Annotated in this window: 17 protein-coding genes; 4 read left to right on the top strand and 13 right to left on the bottom strand. The window is 44.2% G+C overall.

Annotated features, from left to right (window positions below; all coding sequences use genetic code 11):
* Positions 1-96: 96 nt before the first annotated feature.
* The 4 genes from azu to norR form a co-directional block, all read right to left on the bottom strand.
* Positions 97-549: an azurin gene (gene azu / locus R7D93_RS01900; RefSeq protein ID WP_005375211.1), complete on the bottom strand. Its 453-nt coding sequence runs from the start codon at positions 547-549 to the stop codon at positions 97-99.
* Positions 550-884: 335 nt separating this feature from the next.
* A complete protein-coding gene (locus R7D93_RS01895; protein ID WP_005385872.1) occupies positions 885-1,535 on the bottom strand; it encodes an HAD family hydrolase in 651 nt (216 codons plus the stop codon).
* A 267-nt stretch (positions 1,536-1,802) separates the two neighbouring features.
* Complete coding sequence (locus R7D93_RS01890) at positions 1,803-2,321, bottom strand: hypothetical protein (RefSeq protein ID WP_005375218.1); 519 nt, start codon at positions 2,319-2,321, stop codon at positions 1,803-1,805.
* Between the two features lie 398 nt (positions 2,322-2,719).
* Positions 2,720-4,252: a nitric oxide reductase transcriptional regulator NorR gene (gene norR / locus R7D93_RS01885; RefSeq protein WP_262631743.1), complete on the bottom strand. Its 1,533-nt coding sequence runs from the start codon at positions 4,250-4,252 to the stop codon at positions 2,720-2,722.
* 190 nt (positions 4,253-4,442) lie between these two features.
* On the opposite strand from norR, the gene norV reads away from it, so the two are divergent.
* The 4 genes from norV (at position 4,443) to R7D93_RS01865 (ending at position 8,548) form a co-directional block, all read left to right on the top strand.
* On the top strand, positions 4,443-5,945 hold the full coding sequence (gene norV, locus R7D93_RS01880) for an anaerobic nitric oxide reductase flavorubredoxin (RefSeq protein ID WP_213897542.1): 1,503 nt from the start codon (positions 4,443-4,445) through the stop codon (positions 5,943-5,945).
* A gap of 10 nt (positions 5,946-5,955) precedes the next feature.
* Entirely contained in the window at positions 5,956-7,104 is a 1,149-nt protein-coding gene (gene norW, locus R7D93_RS01875; RefSeq protein ID WP_225496359.1) for an NADH:flavorubredoxin reductase NorW, read from the top strand.
* 42 nt (positions 7,105-7,146) lie between these two features.
* On the top strand, positions 7,147-7,485 hold the full coding sequence (locus R7D93_RS01870; RefSeq protein ID WP_225496357.1) for a DUF1971 domain-containing protein: 339 nt from the start codon (positions 7,147-7,149) through the stop codon (positions 7,483-7,485).
* Between the two features lie 184 nt (positions 7,486-7,669).
* Positions 7,670-8,548, top strand: a complete 879-nt coding sequence (locus R7D93_RS01865) for an NAD(P)-dependent oxidoreductase (protein WP_017821261.1) — start codon at positions 7,670-7,672, stop codon at positions 8,546-8,548.
* Positions 8,549-8,743: 195 nt separating this feature from the next.
* On the opposite strand, the gene R7D93_RS01860 is transcribed toward R7D93_RS01865, so the two are convergent.
* The 9 genes from R7D93_RS01860 to R7D93_RS01820 all read right to left on the bottom strand — a co-directional run bounded on the left by R7D93_RS01860 (position 8,744) and on the right by R7D93_RS01820 (position 16,906).
* Positions 8,744-10,183, bottom strand: a complete 1,440-nt coding sequence (locus R7D93_RS01860; RefSeq protein ID WP_017821260.1) for a catalase — start codon at positions 10,181-10,183, stop codon at positions 8,744-8,746.
* Between the two features lie 291 nt (positions 10,184-10,474).
* On the bottom strand, positions 10,475-11,092 hold the full coding sequence (locus R7D93_RS01855; RefSeq protein ID WP_005375238.1) for a glutathione S-transferase family protein: 618 nt from the start codon (positions 11,090-11,092) through the stop codon (positions 10,475-10,477).
* A 14-nt stretch (positions 11,093-11,106) separates the two neighbouring features.
* Complete coding sequence (locus R7D93_RS01850; protein WP_225496355.1) at positions 11,107-12,141, bottom strand: NADP-dependent oxidoreductase; 1,035 nt, start codon at positions 12,139-12,141, stop codon at positions 11,107-11,109.
* A 151-nt stretch (positions 12,142-12,292) separates the two neighbouring features.
* Complete coding sequence (locus tag R7D93_RS01845; RefSeq protein WP_005385858.1) at positions 12,293-12,892, bottom strand: TetR/AcrR family transcriptional regulator; 600 nt, start codon at positions 12,890-12,892, stop codon at positions 12,293-12,295.
* A 50-nt stretch (positions 12,893-12,942) separates the two neighbouring features.
* The gene (yqfB, locus tag R7D93_RS01840) at positions 12,943-13,263 is read right to left on the bottom strand and encodes a N(4)-acetylcytidine aminohydrolase (RefSeq protein ID WP_005385855.1); all 321 of its coding nucleotides are present in this window, start codon (positions 13,261-13,263) and stop codon (positions 12,943-12,945) included.
* 67 nt (positions 13,264-13,330) lie between these two features.
* Positions 13,331-13,726: a VanZ family protein gene (locus R7D93_RS01835; protein ID WP_033906760.1), complete on the bottom strand. Its 396-nt coding sequence runs from the start codon at positions 13,724-13,726 to the stop codon at positions 13,331-13,333.
* A 2-nt stretch (positions 13,727-13,728) separates the two neighbouring features.
* Positions 13,729-15,036: an oligosaccharide flippase family protein gene (locus tag R7D93_RS01830; protein ID WP_225496353.1), complete on the bottom strand. Its 1,308-nt coding sequence runs from the start codon at positions 15,034-15,036 to the stop codon at positions 13,729-13,731.
* Positions 15,037-15,044: 8 nt separating this feature from the next.
* Positions 15,045-16,076 (bottom strand): glycosyltransferase family 4 protein, encoded by a 1,032-nt coding sequence (locus R7D93_RS01825; RefSeq protein WP_213906928.1) that lies wholly within the window; start codon positions 16,074-16,076, stop codon positions 15,045-15,047.
* Positions 16,073-16,906 carry a putative capsular polysaccharide synthesis family protein gene (locus R7D93_RS01820; protein WP_086047258.1) on the bottom strand — a complete coding sequence of 278 codons (834 nt, stop codon included), beginning with the start codon at positions 16,904-16,906 and terminating at the stop codon, positions 16,073-16,075. Before R7D93_RS01820 ends, R7D93_RS01825 begins: the two co-directional genes overlap by 4 nt.
* Between the last annotated feature and the right edge of the window lie 8 nt (positions 16,907-16,914).

Here is a 16,914-nt window from a genome sequence, read left to right as displayed (position 1 = left end):
AGACGTGTTAGACCTTTCTCAATTGCTATTTTATCTATCAAAAAGGGAAGCCTTGGCTTCCCTATAATGAGTCTTCTTTTGGCTTGGCTAAATCTTTTATTTTAGCTCAAATTTACCCTGCATGATTGCCCAGTGACCCGGGAATGAACAGAAGAATGAATAGTCACCGCCGGCTTTCATTTTCTCAGTACTGAACGTAATGCTGGTGCTTTCACCGCCACCAATTACTTTTGTGTGAGCGTAGACGCGATCATCATTTGGTTTTACGTAGTTATTTTCTGCTCCAGCTGCCATGCCATCAGTACCGACTGCTTGTAGGTTGGCTGTGTCAGAGATGACCACGTTGTGACCCATCGATTGCGCTGGCATCTTACCTGTGTGATTCAGCGTCAGTTTTACCTCTTTACAAGTGGCTGGTACGCTCAATGTTTTAGTAGAAAACTGCATCATATCGTTAGCATCTAATGACACTTCACACTCGGCACTGGCTTGGGCACCAAAGCTCATTCCGACTAATGCGAAGGTTGTTGCTAATAAACGTAAAGACATATAACACTCTCCATTTTGTATTTTAGGCTGACTTGGATTGATCTTATCCAATAGTTCTCATTATCAGCCAATTTTCACTCCAAAAACGTGCTTCAATCGGTATATTGACGTTTTGTTGCAAGCTTGTACTGGTCAGTTCCGCTATTTGATCACTCAAATACCTTATTTCATGCGATTGCGTGAGTTAAATCAAAAGTCGTGATTAGCCAGAGTTAAGGTGAAATTAATCTCGCTAAACGGGTGGAAGAATCGTTTGGTTTTAAGGTATTGGAGAGGTTTCGAGAAAGAAGCTCAGCTAAATTGCTGAGCTTCTAGAGAACAGATGACAAGTAAACCTAGCGAGTTTGTTTTAACGTGTGCAACACATCATGCAGTGAAGGTGCGACAGTATGGCCTAATTGCTTTATTTCGTCACAAGGCTCAACCAGATCAGGAATTTGATAAGTGATCATGTTCGCTGCTACCGCAGCACGTACGCCATTATTTGAATCTTCAAAGGCGAGACATTTGGTTGGATCTACGCTTAGACGACTTGCTGCAAGCAGGTAGATCTCTGGATCAGGTTTGCCGTGTGACACTTCACAGCCTGTCGTTAAGTTGTCGAAATACTTGCTTAGGCCCGCTAACTCCAACTTCTTCTGTGCCACTTCTTTTGCTGTAGAAGTGGCGACTGCAATTGGCAACCCTTGGCCTTTCAACCACTCAAGCAGCTCAATCACCCCTTCTTTTACCGGTATAGCTTGGTGCTTAACCACAGCGTCGTAACGGTCGCGCCACTCTTGGTGTAAGCGGTCAAGATCATCCCCATAAGCTTTACGAAAAATCACTTCAATGCCCGCTGCATTGCGACCAATGATTGAAAGGTAAACATCTTTATAGAAGGGTAGGTTCTGGGCTTCACATGCTTCTTGGAAAATATGCATACAGACGCGCTCAGTATCAAGGAGCAAACCATCCATATCAAAAATAGCAGCTTGGTAGTTCATTACATTAAGACTTTTTGGTTGGGATGGAGCATTTTGACACAAGCAGATCGGTTTTTCTTCTAAAAATTAGAACTTGATTTTGATCCTATGAGTTCACATTGCCTCTGAACACACTATACACAGAGTCTATAAATTAGGTGTGAAATATAATGTTTTTAAAATTATAAAATTCAGTTAAATAGATAAAACTCTATCTTAATATAAGCTAGAGTTTTATTAATATTCTATTGTTATTTTAACTATTGGATGATTTATTAATAGTTAAAATTAATAATAAAATAATACCAAATCACGATTGTTTACGACTGCATGAGTGTACCAGCTCTTGACTTCAGATATTTGTTGCTCTGATAAGCCTCCGAAGTCAACGTTATCTTGGTGAATATCTTGATTTTTTATCATAAAAACAACAGGGAAATCGTCAGGGAATGGGAATTTTATAGGATAATCGGTATTAGTGAATGGAATATCGCAGAAATCGTTTACATCGCAAGGATACCAAGAGTTATTGGATAAGTAATAACCAGTTATCTTACATATAGCTTCAAGCAAGTAAGCATAGGCGTAACCCAAGTGACTGTATTTTATCTCTTCAGACAACATTTGCATAAGAAGCTCTTCAGCTCGGATGCTTTCGCCACTACTTTCCAGCATTTCATTAATTACTTTAAAGGAGTCTTGACACCTTTCCATGATGGCTTTTTCTAGCTCTGGATTACGCTCATTCTTTAGTACGTTAAAAACCTTTTCAGTATCTAATGAATATACTGTCGCCCCATATCCCATATTTTTATTCTCCTCACTTTTATACAGTTAAATTCATTTAAGTGTTTTTATCGAAGGGATTATATTTTGATGTTTTTTGAAGGTAAAGTGTATACATAGAGGTTGTATTTATTATGATGAACTTTGAAAGTTTAGATTCTTAAAATAAATACTATATATTTAATTTTATTAGATCTGGCTCATAAAAATACCTTAACTATTATTGTGTTTATTGTTAAGGGTTATTAAATCTGTGAGGTGGTTCAAGACAATAAAATTTAGAAGAAAATACCGTCAAACTTAGGTGGCTATTCTATCTGAGCACTCAGCTCACTACTTATAGTGGGCTGAGTGAGCGGTTGGGCATCGGCTCTTTATTTGGCGATGAATATGCCATATTAGGTGATATTCGTTAGTGTCTATTTTATCGCCAGCCGTTTTGCTAATCGGTGCAAATTGCCGTTATCTAATTCAAGCTGACGTGCCGTTGCTGCCCAGTTGCCTTGGTTTTTTTCCAGAGCTCGAACAATCATCGCTTTTTGGAAGGCGTCTGTGGCAGGCTTTAATCCGCCTTCTGGTAGCTCAAGCCGAGATTTTTGTTCCGTTTTTTCAACGTTCTTGATGTTCTGATTCGGCGTTCGAATATCAAAATCTTGCTCAACTAACTCAATGTCCATGGCGTGAGTACGCGCCTTTGCCAAAACACCAGCACGTTTAATGACATGTTCAAGCTCTCGCACGTTGCCTGGCCATGAATAGTCTTTGAGTGCCTGCACCAAAGTGGGAGACAAACGAATGCTGTTCAATCCCAATTTGCTTCTTAAGCGTTCGGCGAAAAAGCCCGCTAACAACACCACATCGTCTTCACGTTCACGAAGAGGTGGAACATGAAGCGGGAAGACGCTTAGGCGGTGATATAAGTCGGCTCGGAAGCGACCAGCAGTCACTTCTTCATGCAATATACGGTTAGTTGCGGCGACAATGCGTGTGTTGACTCGAATATGGCGGTCATCACCCACACGTTGAATGTCTCCATATTGTAGAGCTCGAAGTAACTTGGCTTGCAGCTCTAACGACAGTTCGCCGACTTCATCCAAAAACAGTGTGCCGCCATCGGCTTGTTCGAACTTACCTTTACGATTGCTGATCGCGCCCGTAAATGCGCCTTTGATATGTCCGAACAACTCGCTTTCCGCGACTGATTCGGGCAGCGCCGCACAGTTGAGGTAAACCAAGGTATTGTTAGAGCGGCTAGAGCGATGGTGAATAGCGCTGGCAACCAACTCTTTACCTACGCCCGTTTCTCCCATCACTAGCACAGACAATTCCGTATCGGCGACTGCATCAATCTGCTCTTGAAGATTCTTCATCCCCTTAGAGTTGCCAATGATTTCATTACTTAAGGTGCGTTTCTCGGCGTAAGAGTCGCGTGGCAGGCTCGCTTGTGTCTCGAGCTGTTCTAGTAGGAGTGCAGTGTGCAAGCCACCTGCTGCCAATGCGCTGACAAAACGTAACTCTTGGTTGCGTAGCCCATCAAATTGGTTGGGATCGAAGGCGTCAATCGTAATGGCACCAATCAGTTGATCGTCGATCAGTAGAGGTAAACCAATGCAGGAATGGACATGCAGTTTGTCATCGTGGTTTGGAATCAAGCCGTCGTATGGATCAGGTAAGTCGCTGTCAGAGGGAAAGCGCACGATGTCGCCTGCTCGGGCAATGGCTTCTAATCTTGGGTGCTGCTCAATGGAGAAACGGCGTCCAAGCACTTCTTTCGCCAATCCATTGATTGCTAAAGGTTTAAAGTGCTGGTCTTCATACAAAAGAAGGGCAGAAGAGTCACACTTCAATACATCTCGAATCGTGGTTAACAACGTATCGAAGCGAGCCTGTTGAGTGAGCGCCGAGTTAAGGTCTTGCGTGATGTGTAGCCATTGCGCGATTAAAGAAGTCATAGCCAATACCGATTGTGTCAATATGACTATTGTAGTGTCTTAATGACAATTTTCAACTGTGTCTAAATGACACTTGTCAAAGTTGGATTTTAATTAAGATATTGAAATGTATAGTAATTAAAAGTTGGCACGCCCAGTGCAATACAAGAAGAAATTATTTTTGTTTATCCCGTCATTCAAGGTAGTAATTATGACAATTCACGTAAAAAACAACATCCACTGGGTAGGTCAACGCGATTGGGAAGTTCAAGACTTCCACGGTACAGAATACAAAATGACAAAAGGTACCAGCTACAACAGTTATCTAATTCGTGAAGAGAAAACCGTATTGATTGATACGGTCGATCATCGATTCAGTCAACAATTCATCCAAAATTTAGAGATGGAAATCGACCTTAAGTCTATCGACTTTATCGTGGTAAACCATGCAGAGGAAGATCACTCAGGCGCATTGTCGGCATTAATGGAGAAGATTCCGAACACGCCAATTTACTGTACAGAAGCGGCGATTGATTCGATTGTGGGTCATCACCACCATCCTGAGTGGAACTTCAAAACCGTAAAAACGGGCGACAGCATCGATATTGGTAACGGTAAGCAATTGGTCTTCGTGGAAGCGCCGATGCTGCATTGGCCAGACAGCATGATGACTTACCTAACTGGCGATGCAGTGTTATTCAGCAATGACGCATTTGGTCAGCACTACTGCGATGAACGCCTGTTCAATGATGAGGTGGATCAAAATGAGTTGATGGAACAGTGTTTGCGTTACTACTCAAACATCCTAACGCCATTCAGCAGCTTGGTAACCGCTAAAATCAAAGAAGTGCTGAGTTTCAATTTGCCTGTCGACATGATCGCAACGTCACACGGTATTGTATGGCGCGATAATCCGGTTCAAATCATCGAGCAATACTTGGCGTGGGCAGACAATTATCAAGAAGATCGCATTACGATTTTCTACGATTCTATGTCAAATAACACCCGAATGATGGCAGATGCAATCGCGCAAGGCATTCACGATGTCGATCCTAGTGTGGCGGTCAAAGTCTTTAATGTCTCTAAGCACGATAAGAATGAAATTCTCGCCAACGTATTCCGCTCAAAAGGCATCTTGGTTGGTTCGTCTACCATGAACAACGTCATGATGCCGAAGATCGCAGGCATGCTAGAAGAAATTACCGGTCTGCGCTTTAAGGCGAAGAAAGCCGCTGCATTCGGTAGCTACGGGTGGAATGGTGGCGCGGTGGATCGTATCCATGCTCGATTGACCGACGCAGGTTTTGAAACCGCAGTGAGCTTGAAAACCAAATGGCGACCAGATGGTAAAGCGATGCGTGAATGTCGCGAACATGGTCAAAACATCGCGAAATTGTGGGCAAAGCATGATCTGACAAGTCCTGTTCTTGCTCCGGCGATTGCTGCGTCTGCGCCACAAGTTCAATCACAACCCGCTGCGCCAGCGACAACACAGGCGGTAGTAGATGCTGCTCCTAGCAACCCTAGTACTGAGGCGCATCCTGCAGATTGTCAATGCATGGTTTGTACGGTTTGTAATTGGGTATACGACCCAGCTAAAGGCGAGCCTAATCAAGGCGTTGAACCGGGCACGGCATGGTCTGAAGTGCCAGATTACTTCTTGTGCCCAGAATGCCATTTGGGTAAAGACGTCTTTGTCGAATACAACGGGTAAGGGGGCGAATATGCAAGCACCTATTGTGATTATTGGTAGCGGCTTTGCGGCTTACCAATTGGTGAAAACAGTGCGTCGAATGGACGCACATATTCCGCTGCAAGTGTTTACTGCTGATGATGGCGCGGAATACAACAAGCCCGATTTGAGTCATGTATTCAGCAACAAGCAAACCGCCCGAGACTTGGTAGTTAAAAGTGGTGAGGCGTTTGCACAGGAACACAACATCGAACTGTTCGCCCATACCAAGGTTGAGCATGTCGACGTGCAAGCTCAGCAAGTGGTCGCCAAAGGCCAAACCTATCCTTATTCCAAACTGGTGTTTGCGACAGGCGCGAAAGCCTTTGTGCCACCAATATCTGGCGATGCAGCACCTGAGGTGATAACGCTAAACTCGCTACAAGAATATCAATTAGCGGAAGAGCAAATTAGCCGTGCGAAACGAATTCTAGTAATGGGTGGTGGTTTGATCGGCGTCGAGATCGCCATGGATCTCGCAACCAGTGGTAAAGCCGGTACGGTGGTTGAGCCAAATCCCCGTTTGCTCGCTAACTTGATTCCTGAATTTGTTGCATTACCGCTGGAGAATCAACTTAAGCAGCAAGGTATTCAACTTGCTTTGGAGACTGGAGTTGTCGCGATCAATCACTCGGAAGATTCGCTGGTGGCAAGCTTGAGCAAAGGTAAGGAAATCGAAGCCGATGTAGTGATTTCAGCGGCGGGTTTACGTGCAAACACTTGGTTAGCGAAGGCTTGTGGGGTGAGTGTCAATAAAGGCATCGAGGTAGATGCCCGATTACAGACATCAGCAGCCAATGTATTTGCATTAGGCGATTGTGCTGAGATCCAAGGTCGAATGATGCCGTACCTCCAACCGATCGTGCTAAGTGCCAATGCTTTGGGCAAACAACTACTGGGGCAAGAAGCAGAGTTGAAACTACCGCCTATGATGGTAAAGGTCAAAACGCCGAGCTACCCAATTCAATTGGCAGGCGATTTTAGCTCGGTGACGAACTGGAGCGTGCAGATTTCTCAAACTGGCATTGCCGCGAAAGCAGAAGATGAAAATAGCCGACTCATGGGCTTCGTCGTGACGGGAGAACAAGTTACGCAAGCATTTCCACTACTCCGAGAGTTGTCTCAAGCCGCTCAGGCTTAACCGATTTTAACGAAAAAAATTGTAATTAGAGAGGGTATCATTATGTCGCATCTAAGAATTCCTAAAGACTGGACTGTTCAACGTTCAACGCCTTTCTTCACTAAAGACAGTGTGCCACCAGCGCTACTGACTCATCATAATACCGCTGAGGGAGTGTTTGGACAGCTGTGCGTCATGGAAGGGCAAGTGACTTACTACGGCTTTGCTGATGAAAATGCCACAGAAGCAGAAGTAGTGGTGGTGATTAATGCAGGCCAGTTTGCTACAAGCCCACCGCAGTACTGGCACCGTATTGAGATGAGCGATGATGCTCAGTTCAACATCAATTTCTGGTCGAACAAAGATAAGAGTGGGCAAGCGATGTTCCACGCTAAGCAGTAGTAAACCTTTTTAAGTGCTTTGACTGTTATGCTAATCGTCAAGTAAAGGGGTGTAGAAGGCGCAATAAACGAACTGAAATACTGGATCATTGAGACCGTGGAAAGAGAAATCACGAGTAATGATTTCAATTCTTTAGTAGCATGTTACGAAACATTTCAGTCAGGTGAACTAAGGGAAGCGTGCAATGGAAAAACAACGAGTAGCATTTATTGGTCTGGGTGTGATGGGATACCCAATGGCTGGTTACCTAAGTAAAGCGGGCTTTGAAACCAAAGTATACAACCGCACAAAAGCGAAAGCCGACAAATGGGCTGAAGAATACCAAGGCGTGGCTTGTGAAACACCACGTGAAGCGGCAGAAGGCTGTGACATTGTTTTTACCTGTGTGGGTAATGATGATGACGTTCGTAGCGTTGTTTACGGTGAAGAAGGCATTCTGGTTGGCTTGAAAGCGGATGCAGTGTTAGTGGACCACACAACGACTTCTGCAGACCTAGCGGTTGAGTTGGCTGAAGCGTGTGTTAAGTATGGTAATCACTTCATTGATGCGCCAGTTTCTGGTGGTCAAGCGGGCGCAGAAAATGGTGTTCTAACCATCATGTGTGGTGGTGAACAAAGCATTTTTGACCGTGTGTCTCCGGCGATGGATGTGTACGCGAAGCAGATGACGCTACTGGGTGAAAACGGTCAGGGTCAACGCTGTAAGATGGTAAACCAAATCTGTATTGGTGGCGTTTTACAAGGCCTGAGTGAAGCTTTGCTGCTGGCACAAAAATCAGGCTTGGACATTGCTCAAGTTGTAGAAACACTTAAGCATGGCGCTGCAGGTTCTTGGCAGATGGAAAACCGCGCAAATACGATGGCTGAAGACAAGTTCGATTTTGGCTTCGCTATTGATTGGATGCGCAAAGACTTAGGTTTCTGTCTGCAAGAAGCTGAGCGAGTGGGTCTAGAACTTCCACTGACTAAGAAAGTGGATGAGCAATACGCAGACCTTCAACGTGATGGTTTAGGTCGCATGGATACATCAGTACTGATCAAAGCGGTAGCTAAAAATCAGTAGTTGATGAATCAGTAATAGATAAACAGTTCTTTGGTATCAAAGAGCTTAAAGAAATCTAAGTTAATCATAATGAATCACCTTGAGCATGTTTTGTGACTTGTGATTAAGGATTAGTGATTTGAAATCAGGAGGTACTGTAGAGTACCTCCTTTTTTTCGTCTTTAAATCACACAGTGTAATGATTGCAGCGTTCGCTTACTTGTTTAAGCCTAGTGCAATTTCAAGACCTTTGCCGTACGCTTCGTCCGCTTGGTATGCGTGTTGAACGTGGCGCTGTTGGATGAACTCTGGCACACCGTCCATTGCGCGAGCTGTGTTATCGAACAGAGTTTGACGTTGCTCTTCGCTCATCAGACGGAATAGGTCACCCGCTTGGCTGAAGTAGTCTTCGTCTACACGATGATCGTAGTGATCAGCGTTGCCATTGATGCGTAGAGGTGGCTCAGAGTAATCTGGTTGCTCTGCCCATTCTTGTTTGTAGTTTGGCTCGTAACCCAGTGTTGAACCAAAGTTGCCATCAACGCGCATTGCGCCATCGCGGTGGTAGCTGTGAACAGGGCAACGAGGTGCGTTCACTGGGATTTGATGGTGGTTCACACCTAGACGGTAACGCTGAGCATCGCCGTAAGCGAACAGACGACCTTGTAGCATCTTATCTGGAGAGAAGCCTATACCAGGTACTACTGCAGCTGGGTTGAACGCTGATTGCTCAACTTCTGCGTAGAAGTTTTCTGGGTTACGGTTCAGTTCAAACTCACCAACTGGGATCAGTGGGTAGTCTTTTTGAGACCATACACGTGTTAGGTCGAATGGGTTGAAGTTGACTTCATCCGCTTCTAGCTCAGGCATGATCTGTACGTACATCTTCCATTTAGGGAAGTCTTGACGCTCAATCGCTTCGTAAAGGTCACGGTGATGGCTTTCGCGGTCTTTACCTACGATCGCTTCTGCTTCTTGGTCAGTTAGGTTTTTGATGCCTTGCTGAGTTTTGAAGTGGAATTTCACCCAGTAACGCTCGTTTTCTGCGTTGATGAAGCTGAATGTGTGGCTACCAAAACCATGCATATGACGGTAAGACGCTGGGATACCACGGTCACTCATTACGATAGTCACTTGGTGGAATGCTTCTGGTAGTGATGTCCAGAAATCCCAGTTGTTGGTAGAGCTACGCATGTTAGTGCGAGGGTCGCGTTTTACTGCGTGGTTTAGGTCTGGGAATTTTAGTGGGTCACGTAGGAAGAATACTGGTGTGTTGTTACCAACCAAGTCCCAGTTACCTTCTTCAGTGTAGAATTTTAGTGCGAAACCACGGATGTCGCGTTCTGCGTCTGCTGCACCGCGCTCACCAGCTACAGTAGTGAAGCGAGCGAATAGTTCTGTTTTTTTTCCGATGTCAGAGAAGATCTTAGCGCGAGTGTATTTTGTGATGTCGTGCGTTACTGTGAACGTACCGTAAGCACCAGAACCTTTTGCGTGCATACGACGCTCAGGGATCACTTCGCGGTCAAAGTGTGCCAATTTTTCAAGGAACCAAACGTCTTGTAATAGTTGAGGGCCACGAGGACCTGCAGTCATAACGTTTTGGTTATGTGCGACAGGGCAACCTGCTGCTGTAGTCAATTTCTTGTTTGTCATTTTTCTTCCCCCTCCAGGGTTCAATACCTTAGAAACTGTAGAGGAGGTTATTACGGAAAAGCTGGGGGAGAAAACTGATATTGCTTATCAATTCAATAGATGGTGACTATGGTCGAAACTATATTAGAATCAGAAATTTACTACATTAGCTTGATTGACATAACAATCGGCGTTCTCGAAAGCGATTTACTGGGGGGGAGCGCTATCCAGTTAGCGTGTCTGCGATGCTAGTAATATCGCCCCTTAAATGAAGTTTTACGTGTCATCAAAGGGGCGAAAGGGGGGAAGTAATTAAGAGTACTTCACTTCAAGTTGTTCAGCTTTTGCAAATGCTGGGTGTGTCGCGAGCTGTTTCCCATAACGTTCAATATTAGGGAAGTGATTAACTAAACCAAACTTTTGAACCAATTCGACAATGAAAGACATCATGATGTCAGCGCCAGTCAGACGCTCTTCTACTAGGTAAGTTTTGCCTTCTAAGGATTGCTCGAAGTAGCCTAGTACATTCATTGCTTCCTTGTCGGCATAGCCTGATAAAAACTGAGTTTCATTTGGCTCTTTGCTTACGAAGATTTTTAGCAGCATAGGTAAAATTGCAGAGCTTTCTGCAAAGTGCATCCATTGCAAATATTCTGTGTGTGCTTTTGTACCGCGCTCAGGAGCAAAGGCTCCGTCACTGTATTTCTCAATCAAATATTCGGTCATTGCACCTGACTCAATGATAATCTCGCCGTTATCTTCAAGAACAGGTGACTTTCCTAATGGGTGAACACTTTTTAGTTCTGGCGGTGCCATGAAGGTCACGGAATCACGGACATAGGGTACAATTTCGTAATTTACATCTAGCTCTTCAAGTAACCAAATGATGCGCTTTGAACGAGACTGATTGAGGTGGTGAAGTTTAATCATTTACATATCCCTTTTTATAATGGGTCGTTAATCTGTACTACAAGTTTGCCGAAATTCTTACCTTCCAACAGACCGATGAATGCTTCTGGCGCATTATCCAGTCCTTGTACTAGATGTTCGCGGTATTGGATCTTTCCTTCTGCCAACCATTGATTAATATCTTGCGCAAATTCACCGTAACGATGTCCGTAATCATCAAAAATGATGAAGCCTTGCACCTTGATTCGTTTGGTCAGGAGCTTACTCATTAGTAATGGAAGGTGGTCGGTACCTTCAGGCAGCTCTGTCGCGTTGTACTGAGAAACCAAACCACAAAGTGGGATACGCGCATTTGTATTCAGAAGTGGCATTACAGCCTCGAATACTTTGCCACCTACGTTTTCGAAGTAAACATCAATACCTTTGTCACAGGCATTTTTCAGTTGTTCTGCAAAATCTTCAGCTTTGTGATCAATACACTCATCGAAACCAAGCACCTCTTTAGCGTAACGGCATTTTTCGTCTCCGCCTGCTATACCAACAACTCGGCAACCTTTGATTTTACCAATTTGACCAACTGTTGCGCCTACAGGCCCCGTAGCAGCTGCTACCACGATGGTTTCCCCTGGTTTTGGCTGACCAATGTCGAGTAAACCCATGTACGCGGTAAATCCTGGCATACCTGCAACGCCTAGCGCGTAAGAAGGATTTTGCGGTTCTTTACCAAGTTTAATGACCATCTCACCAGTTGAGATAGCGTAGTCTTGCCAGCCAACAGTGTAGGCAAGAACCCATTCACCTGCTTCGTAATCTGGGTGGTTTGATGCTTCTACCTGACAAACTGTACCACCGACCATTACGTCATCAATTGCAACAGGGTCAGCGTATGATTCGGCATCACTCATGCGACCACGCATGTATGGATCTAGAGATAAATAAACCGTTCTCAATAGCATTTCACCCTCTTTCGGAGTCGGTTTCGTTACCTCTTCTAAACGAAAGTTTTCTTGTGTCGGTGCACCATGGGGACGTGACGCGAGTACTATTCTGCGATTTGTTGCGTTAGTCATATCTATCTCACTTGTTGATTAGACCGGTCGTCTAGTATTTATTTCAAAATATCCCGCTTATGTAAAGCGGGAAGGTTTACTGTGTTAACACTGACGCTTTTTCTGACAGTGAAACGTGTGTAGGGTGTTCATTCTGCTTCCACGCCGCCCGTTATGGGCAAGTGCGCGTATTCTGCAGTAAGTGTTGAGTATAGGTCAGACTTTGCGTCAATGCTGCCTGATCTTGATAAAGTTTGTTCAGCAAGCTAGCGCCATTCCAAAGGTAGTATATCTGCCTTGCTAATAACGCACTGTCACCATTGGGGATTGAGCCATCTTGAATGCCGATGTCAATGCAATCCGCTATCGCTTGAATGGTTTTGTCTGCTCCTTGGCGTAATGCCAAGCGCATTGACTCTGAGAGATCGGAGACTTCTGCACTTAACTTAACCAATAAACATTTGTTCGCATTACACACGTCGTCTTCTACTTTGACCATTTCTTCGAAATAGCTCATTAGGCGTTGGTAGCCACTCAGTTCAGTATTGGTAAAGCGTGCGTTTAAACGCTCAAAATACTTAGTAAAGTAGTCTTGAATCATCGCTTCACCAAATTGTTCTTTGGACTTGAAGTAATGATAAAACGAGCCTTTTGGCACTGCGGCCTTTTTTAATAGCTCTGAAAGACCAACACTCGTGAACCCTCGGTTTACGATCAACTCGTATCCGACGTCGAGAATATGTTGGCGTGTGTCATTCGTCTTTGCGTTCATGAAGTGTACTATAGAATGAATTAGACCAGTCGTCTAGCCTTTGTTGTGGGTTATTTAATCAGCTCATACTCAATAACAAATAGCGTGTCGGTATTTGGGTAGATTTCTCGAATTAGCTGCTTGAGTTTTGGTAGTTCGATGGCTTCTTGTTCGGCATGAAACTCATTAATATCTTCAAAGTGAAGTGGTTCTACAGAACGTATCTTGATATCGCAGACTTTACGATCCGTTTCTAAGGTAAAAACTTCGACTTCTGTATTGGGAACGTAATGGCTTTCTGATTCATCTCGAATCGTTATCGTCTTTTTGCCTGACGTGATCAACGGGGTTAAGAATTCAAAAAAAGTAATCTTGGTTGGATGAGATGGCATGATGTACTCGTTAGTCTGGTTGTTTGGCGTAATTATATACCCAAATCCCCCAGAGATTCCTGTATTACTAGAACGATCGAGCGCGGATGAAGCGAATTAACTTGGCACTAAAGTAACCTGAGATAACGCCTATCCAGTTGGTGCTGAGATCATCAAAACTAAATGATCGATTTGGAATAAAAAGTTGGCTTATTTCTTCCATTGAAACGATAGCTAACAGCAGTAGCAAAAGACGAATCCCAAAAACGTCGGTTTTATTCGAGCTCACCAGAGAAGGGAACGTGAAGACCGATAAAAAGCCGATCAATAAACTGAAAGTAAAGTGAAGCGTACTTGATCCGCCTAAGTAGGTTTCCATTTGCAGGTAAGCAGTATGGTGTAGGTCAGAGCTTTTCCACAAAGAGAGTGAAGCGGTTAGCATCAGGACTAAAACAAAACTCGTGCGTGCCAGTATTAAAGCCATAATTAACCTATTGGAAAGAAGCCTAAGTAACGTTTTACAAAGTACAGTGCAGCTAAATTCTGGATAGCCATGCCAATTGCCATTGCCCACGCTGCACCAATCACACCAAACATTTGACAAAGCGTAACAAGTAGGCAGATGGACACCGTACCGGAGGAAATTGTAATGTATTTCATGGTTCTCTCATGACCACTCATTAATAATAAAAAACCTACTGAACCAGTCGCAACATTGACTAACTGCCCCAGAGAAAGGACGACTAATAGTGGTGCCGCGGCGAGAAACTCCTCACCAAAAAACTGCATTACAAACTCGGGGAAGAGGGTGCAAATAATTACGGGTACAATCGCTAAACCAACATTGGCTCGGCACGCCAAGCGGCTCAGATTCTGCAGTTTGCGCATGTGGCGCTCTTTGTAGAGAGAGGCAAACATCGGGGCGACCACAAAGTTAATGGTAATCAGCACAAAGCCAATCAGTAGTGATGTACGTTGGGCTGCGGCTAACAAACCGAGTTCCGTTGTTGAGATGAAAAAGCCCGCAATAACAAGGCTTCCCCACTGAAGAACATTCGTGAAGATACTGCCAACCCAGACTTGCTTGGCAGAAGCGACCATTTTTTTGTTTGGTACGAAAGCCGATGTTTGATATTGATCTGAGCCAAGCCAATTGGCACTAGATATGACCGCGACACCTATGCTCGCTAAAAGCAGTGCGGTCATTAGATTGTTGATATTTTGCTGACCGATATAGTCTAGGGCAAAGACAAAAATGACCATCAACATGCTTACCCCAAGCTGCAACGCAAACAGAGATGATACAACTTTTCTACATGCTTGAAGCACCCGACTGTTGGTTTGCGCAAGCACCAAGAAAGGTATGCAAAGCAAGCATAAAATAATCGCATACATTGGTGATTGAGTCTGGTTTAGCTGCTCTGGAAACAGATTAAATCCTGCCAACAAAACGCCAATGGCGAGCAGGCAAAATGCCATACTTCGATAAAGTGCGGTTTTATAGTTTTGGCTTTGTTCAAGCTTCTCTTTGTTATTAAAAGCGATCGCATTGTAACGAACTAACGAAACATCAAAACCTAGCTGAGAAACGATAGCGAGTAGCGAGACTAGGTTGAATAAAAAGAAAAATTGACCGGCCGTCGAAGCGTCACTGGTCTTCGATACAATCAGAGTCAGTAAAAAAGCAAATAGCGCACTCAACACACGCGTGATTGCGGTTTTTAATCCGGTAGATAACAAGCTTTTTTTACCGCTGGGCATCAACAGTAATTTTTGTTGAACAGTGTGAAACATAGGGGCATTTAACCGTAAAGTTTATTGAGTGCGAGGCGCTGCTTTTCTTCACTGAAGGCATCGTTTAATTCTGCTGTATACTGACGAAAATCGATCTCTTCATAATGATTGACACAATGCGCGATCTGCTTGGCCATTTTTTCAGGTGTGAGCGCTAAAAACGGGTAGTTGAGATCTTTGGTTGCGCCGATGGTCCGAATAACCATAGGAAGATGTAACTTGGATGCTTCTAGAATGGTTAACGGCATCCCTTCCCATGCTGCAGTATGTAGATAAAGGTCTGAACCCTTGAGCTTTTCAACTACCTCATCGCGAGGCAGCATACCCGTTACATCCACATTTTCAGTACGTAATTTCTGTTCGAGTACGTGGTTACCGCCACCTATCCATGTGATCTCTATCGGGCGGTTAAGCGCATACCGATTAAGGAACTGCAATGTGCTGATAAGAAACTGAGGATCTTTTTGGGGCGCGACACGACCAAGTACAACGATCTTCAGCGCTTCTTGCTTGTCTCGCTCTATACGATCTTCACTTTGATAAGACACGTAGTTGTTGAGCAGTTCGGCATGTTTCGCACCAATGCTAATGGCTAGGTCACACTCTCGTTGGCTACAGCCTGCAACCACATCAATTTTGCTCAGTTTTACTTTCTCTAGTGCTTTATAGATCTGGCGTGCAAGCTCTGAGATATCTTCACGTTCGAAGGCATAACAGTGCGGTGTGTAAACCAAGCGTGCCTTGCCAAGCTTTAGAAATCGGCCGAGAAATCCTGCTTTACTCGAGTGCAAATGCACGACGTCGGGACCAAGTGATGCAATCATGTGGTTTGCATCGCGAATAAATTGAAGCAAGCCGCCTTCTACCCACTTTGTCTGTACGAAAATGTGGTGGTTGTTCTCATTGGTCAAGTCGTTTTCTCGGGCTCTGGCTAGCAAGAAATGTTGATAAGGCTCGTCTCTGGATGAGTGAACATAACTATAGAGGGCGGTTTGAACGCCACCTCCAAATGCTTCTGTAACATGGAGCACTTTCTTCATGATGATTTTGTCCCTGGTGTTTGCATCCATTTGTGTTTAAAAGCATCACGCTCTTGCTCTGAATAAACGTGGCGATACAAGGGAAGATCGTACATATAGAACAGTTTTGAGAAGTCGTAGTGATTCTTAAAGTGTTGGTGGATATTAGAGTACCACTTGTTTTTCGCTTCGTTGCTGTTTTTCAGCACGAAGTCTTGCAACTCAAGAAACTCACCGATTTCTTTATCAAGAGAACTGAGCTGTTCGCATTTGATTAGCATGACGTTGGCCTGACCGTTCTGGAATGTGAAGAAAGGTTGAGTGTTGTCCAGCTCTTGGCGCATCACATCGATATTGAAATTACGCTTTAACTCGTTGTCGAACCAGTCCGCAAAATAGTTGAGATTGATATAGTTATCAAAGCAATGCTCGAGGTGCTGATACGTGACTTCCATATCTCGGTGAATTGCATCGTTCTTTTTGCCTTCGATAAATTGCAAATGGAGATCTTGAAAGAAGCGAGAAAAGACAGTTGCGATTGGATCGCGGACCAGCGTAACGATTTTAATCTGCTCGCGTTTTTGTAAGATACGTTTTCGCTGCTTGAGCACTAAGCGATAGAGTGCGCGGTTTCGGAAGTCGAAGAATTTACTCACGTCTTTTTTATTGTGATACATGTGAAATTCTTCGTGATCATCAAAGGTGTGGATGTGATAGCTCGGGATATTTTTCTCCCCTAGCGTGTGCTCAATTGATGAGGAGCCAACTTTGCCCATTTGGTAAACTAAAACAAAATTATCAGCTTGGAGTTCTCGGTTCTTTTCAAATTGTCGAGAGATTGAATACTTCATCTATCCTA

The sequence above is a fragment of the Vibrio sp. YT-15 genome, assembly GCF_033337445.1.
GTDB lineage: Bacteria > Pseudomonadota > Gammaproteobacteria > Enterobacterales > Vibrionaceae > Vibrio > Vibrio alginolyticus.
This window is presented reverse-complemented; position numbering and strand designations above follow the sequence as displayed.

Coding starts and splice junctions, on each gene's coding strand:
- R7D93_RS01845 (WP_005385858.1), bottom strand. CDS start 12,892: ATGAACGCAAAGACGAATGACACACGCCAACATATTCTCGACGTCGGA.
- R7D93_RS01860 (WP_017821260.1), bottom strand. CDS start 10,183: ATGACAAACAAGAAATTGACTACAGCAGCAGGTTGCCCTGTCGCACAT.
- R7D93_RS01820 (WP_086047258.1), bottom strand. CDS start 16,906: ATGAAGTATTCAATCTCTCGACAATTTGAAAAGAACCGAGAACTCCAA.
- R7D93_RS01865 (WP_017821261.1), top strand. CDS start 7,670: ATGGAAAAACAACGAGTAGCATTTATTGGTCTGGGTGTGATGGGATAC.
- R7D93_RS01825 (WP_213906928.1), bottom strand. CDS start 16,076: ATGAAGAAAGTGCTCCATGTTACAGAAGCATTTGGAGGTGGCGTTCAA.
- azu (WP_005375211.1), bottom strand. CDS start 549: ATGTCTTTACGTTTATTAGCAACAACCTTCGCATTAGTCGGAATGAGC.
- yqfB (WP_005385855.1), bottom strand. CDS start 13,263: ATGCCATCTCATCCAACCAAGATTACTTTTTTTGAATTCTTAACCCCG.
- norV (WP_213897542.1), top strand. CDS start 4,443: ATGACAATTCACGTAAAAAACAACATCCACTGGGTAGGTCAACGCGAT.
- R7D93_RS01855 (WP_005375238.1), bottom strand. CDS start 11,092: ATGATTAAACTTCACCACCTCAATCAGTCTCGTTCAAAGCGCATCATT.
- R7D93_RS01850 (WP_225496355.1), bottom strand. CDS start 12,141: ATGACTAACGCAACAAATCGCAGAATAGTACTCGCGTCACGTCCCCAT.
- R7D93_RS01835 (WP_033906760.1), bottom strand. CDS start 13,726: ATGGCTTTAATACTGGCACGCACGAGTTTTGTTTTAGTCCTGATGCTA.
- R7D93_RS01870 (WP_225496357.1), top strand. CDS start 7,147: ATGTCGCATCTAAGAATTCCTAAAGACTGGACTGTTCAACGTTCAACG.
- R7D93_RS01895 (WP_005385872.1), bottom strand. CDS start 1,535: ATGAACTACCAAGCTGCTATTTTTGATATGGATGGTTTGCTCCTTGAT.
- R7D93_RS01830 (WP_225496353.1), bottom strand. CDS start 15,036: ATGTTTCACACTGTTCAACAAAAATTACTGTTGATGCCCAGCGGTAAA.
- R7D93_RS01890 (WP_005375218.1), bottom strand. CDS start 2,321: ATGGGATATGGGGCGACAGTATATTCATTAGATACTGAAAAGGTTTTT.
- norW (WP_225496359.1), top strand. CDS start 5,956: ATGCAAGCACCTATTGTGATTATTGGTAGCGGCTTTGCGGCTTACCAA.
- norR (WP_262631743.1), bottom strand. CDS start 4,252: ATGACTTCTTTAATCGCGCAATGGCTACACATCACGCAAGACCTTAAC.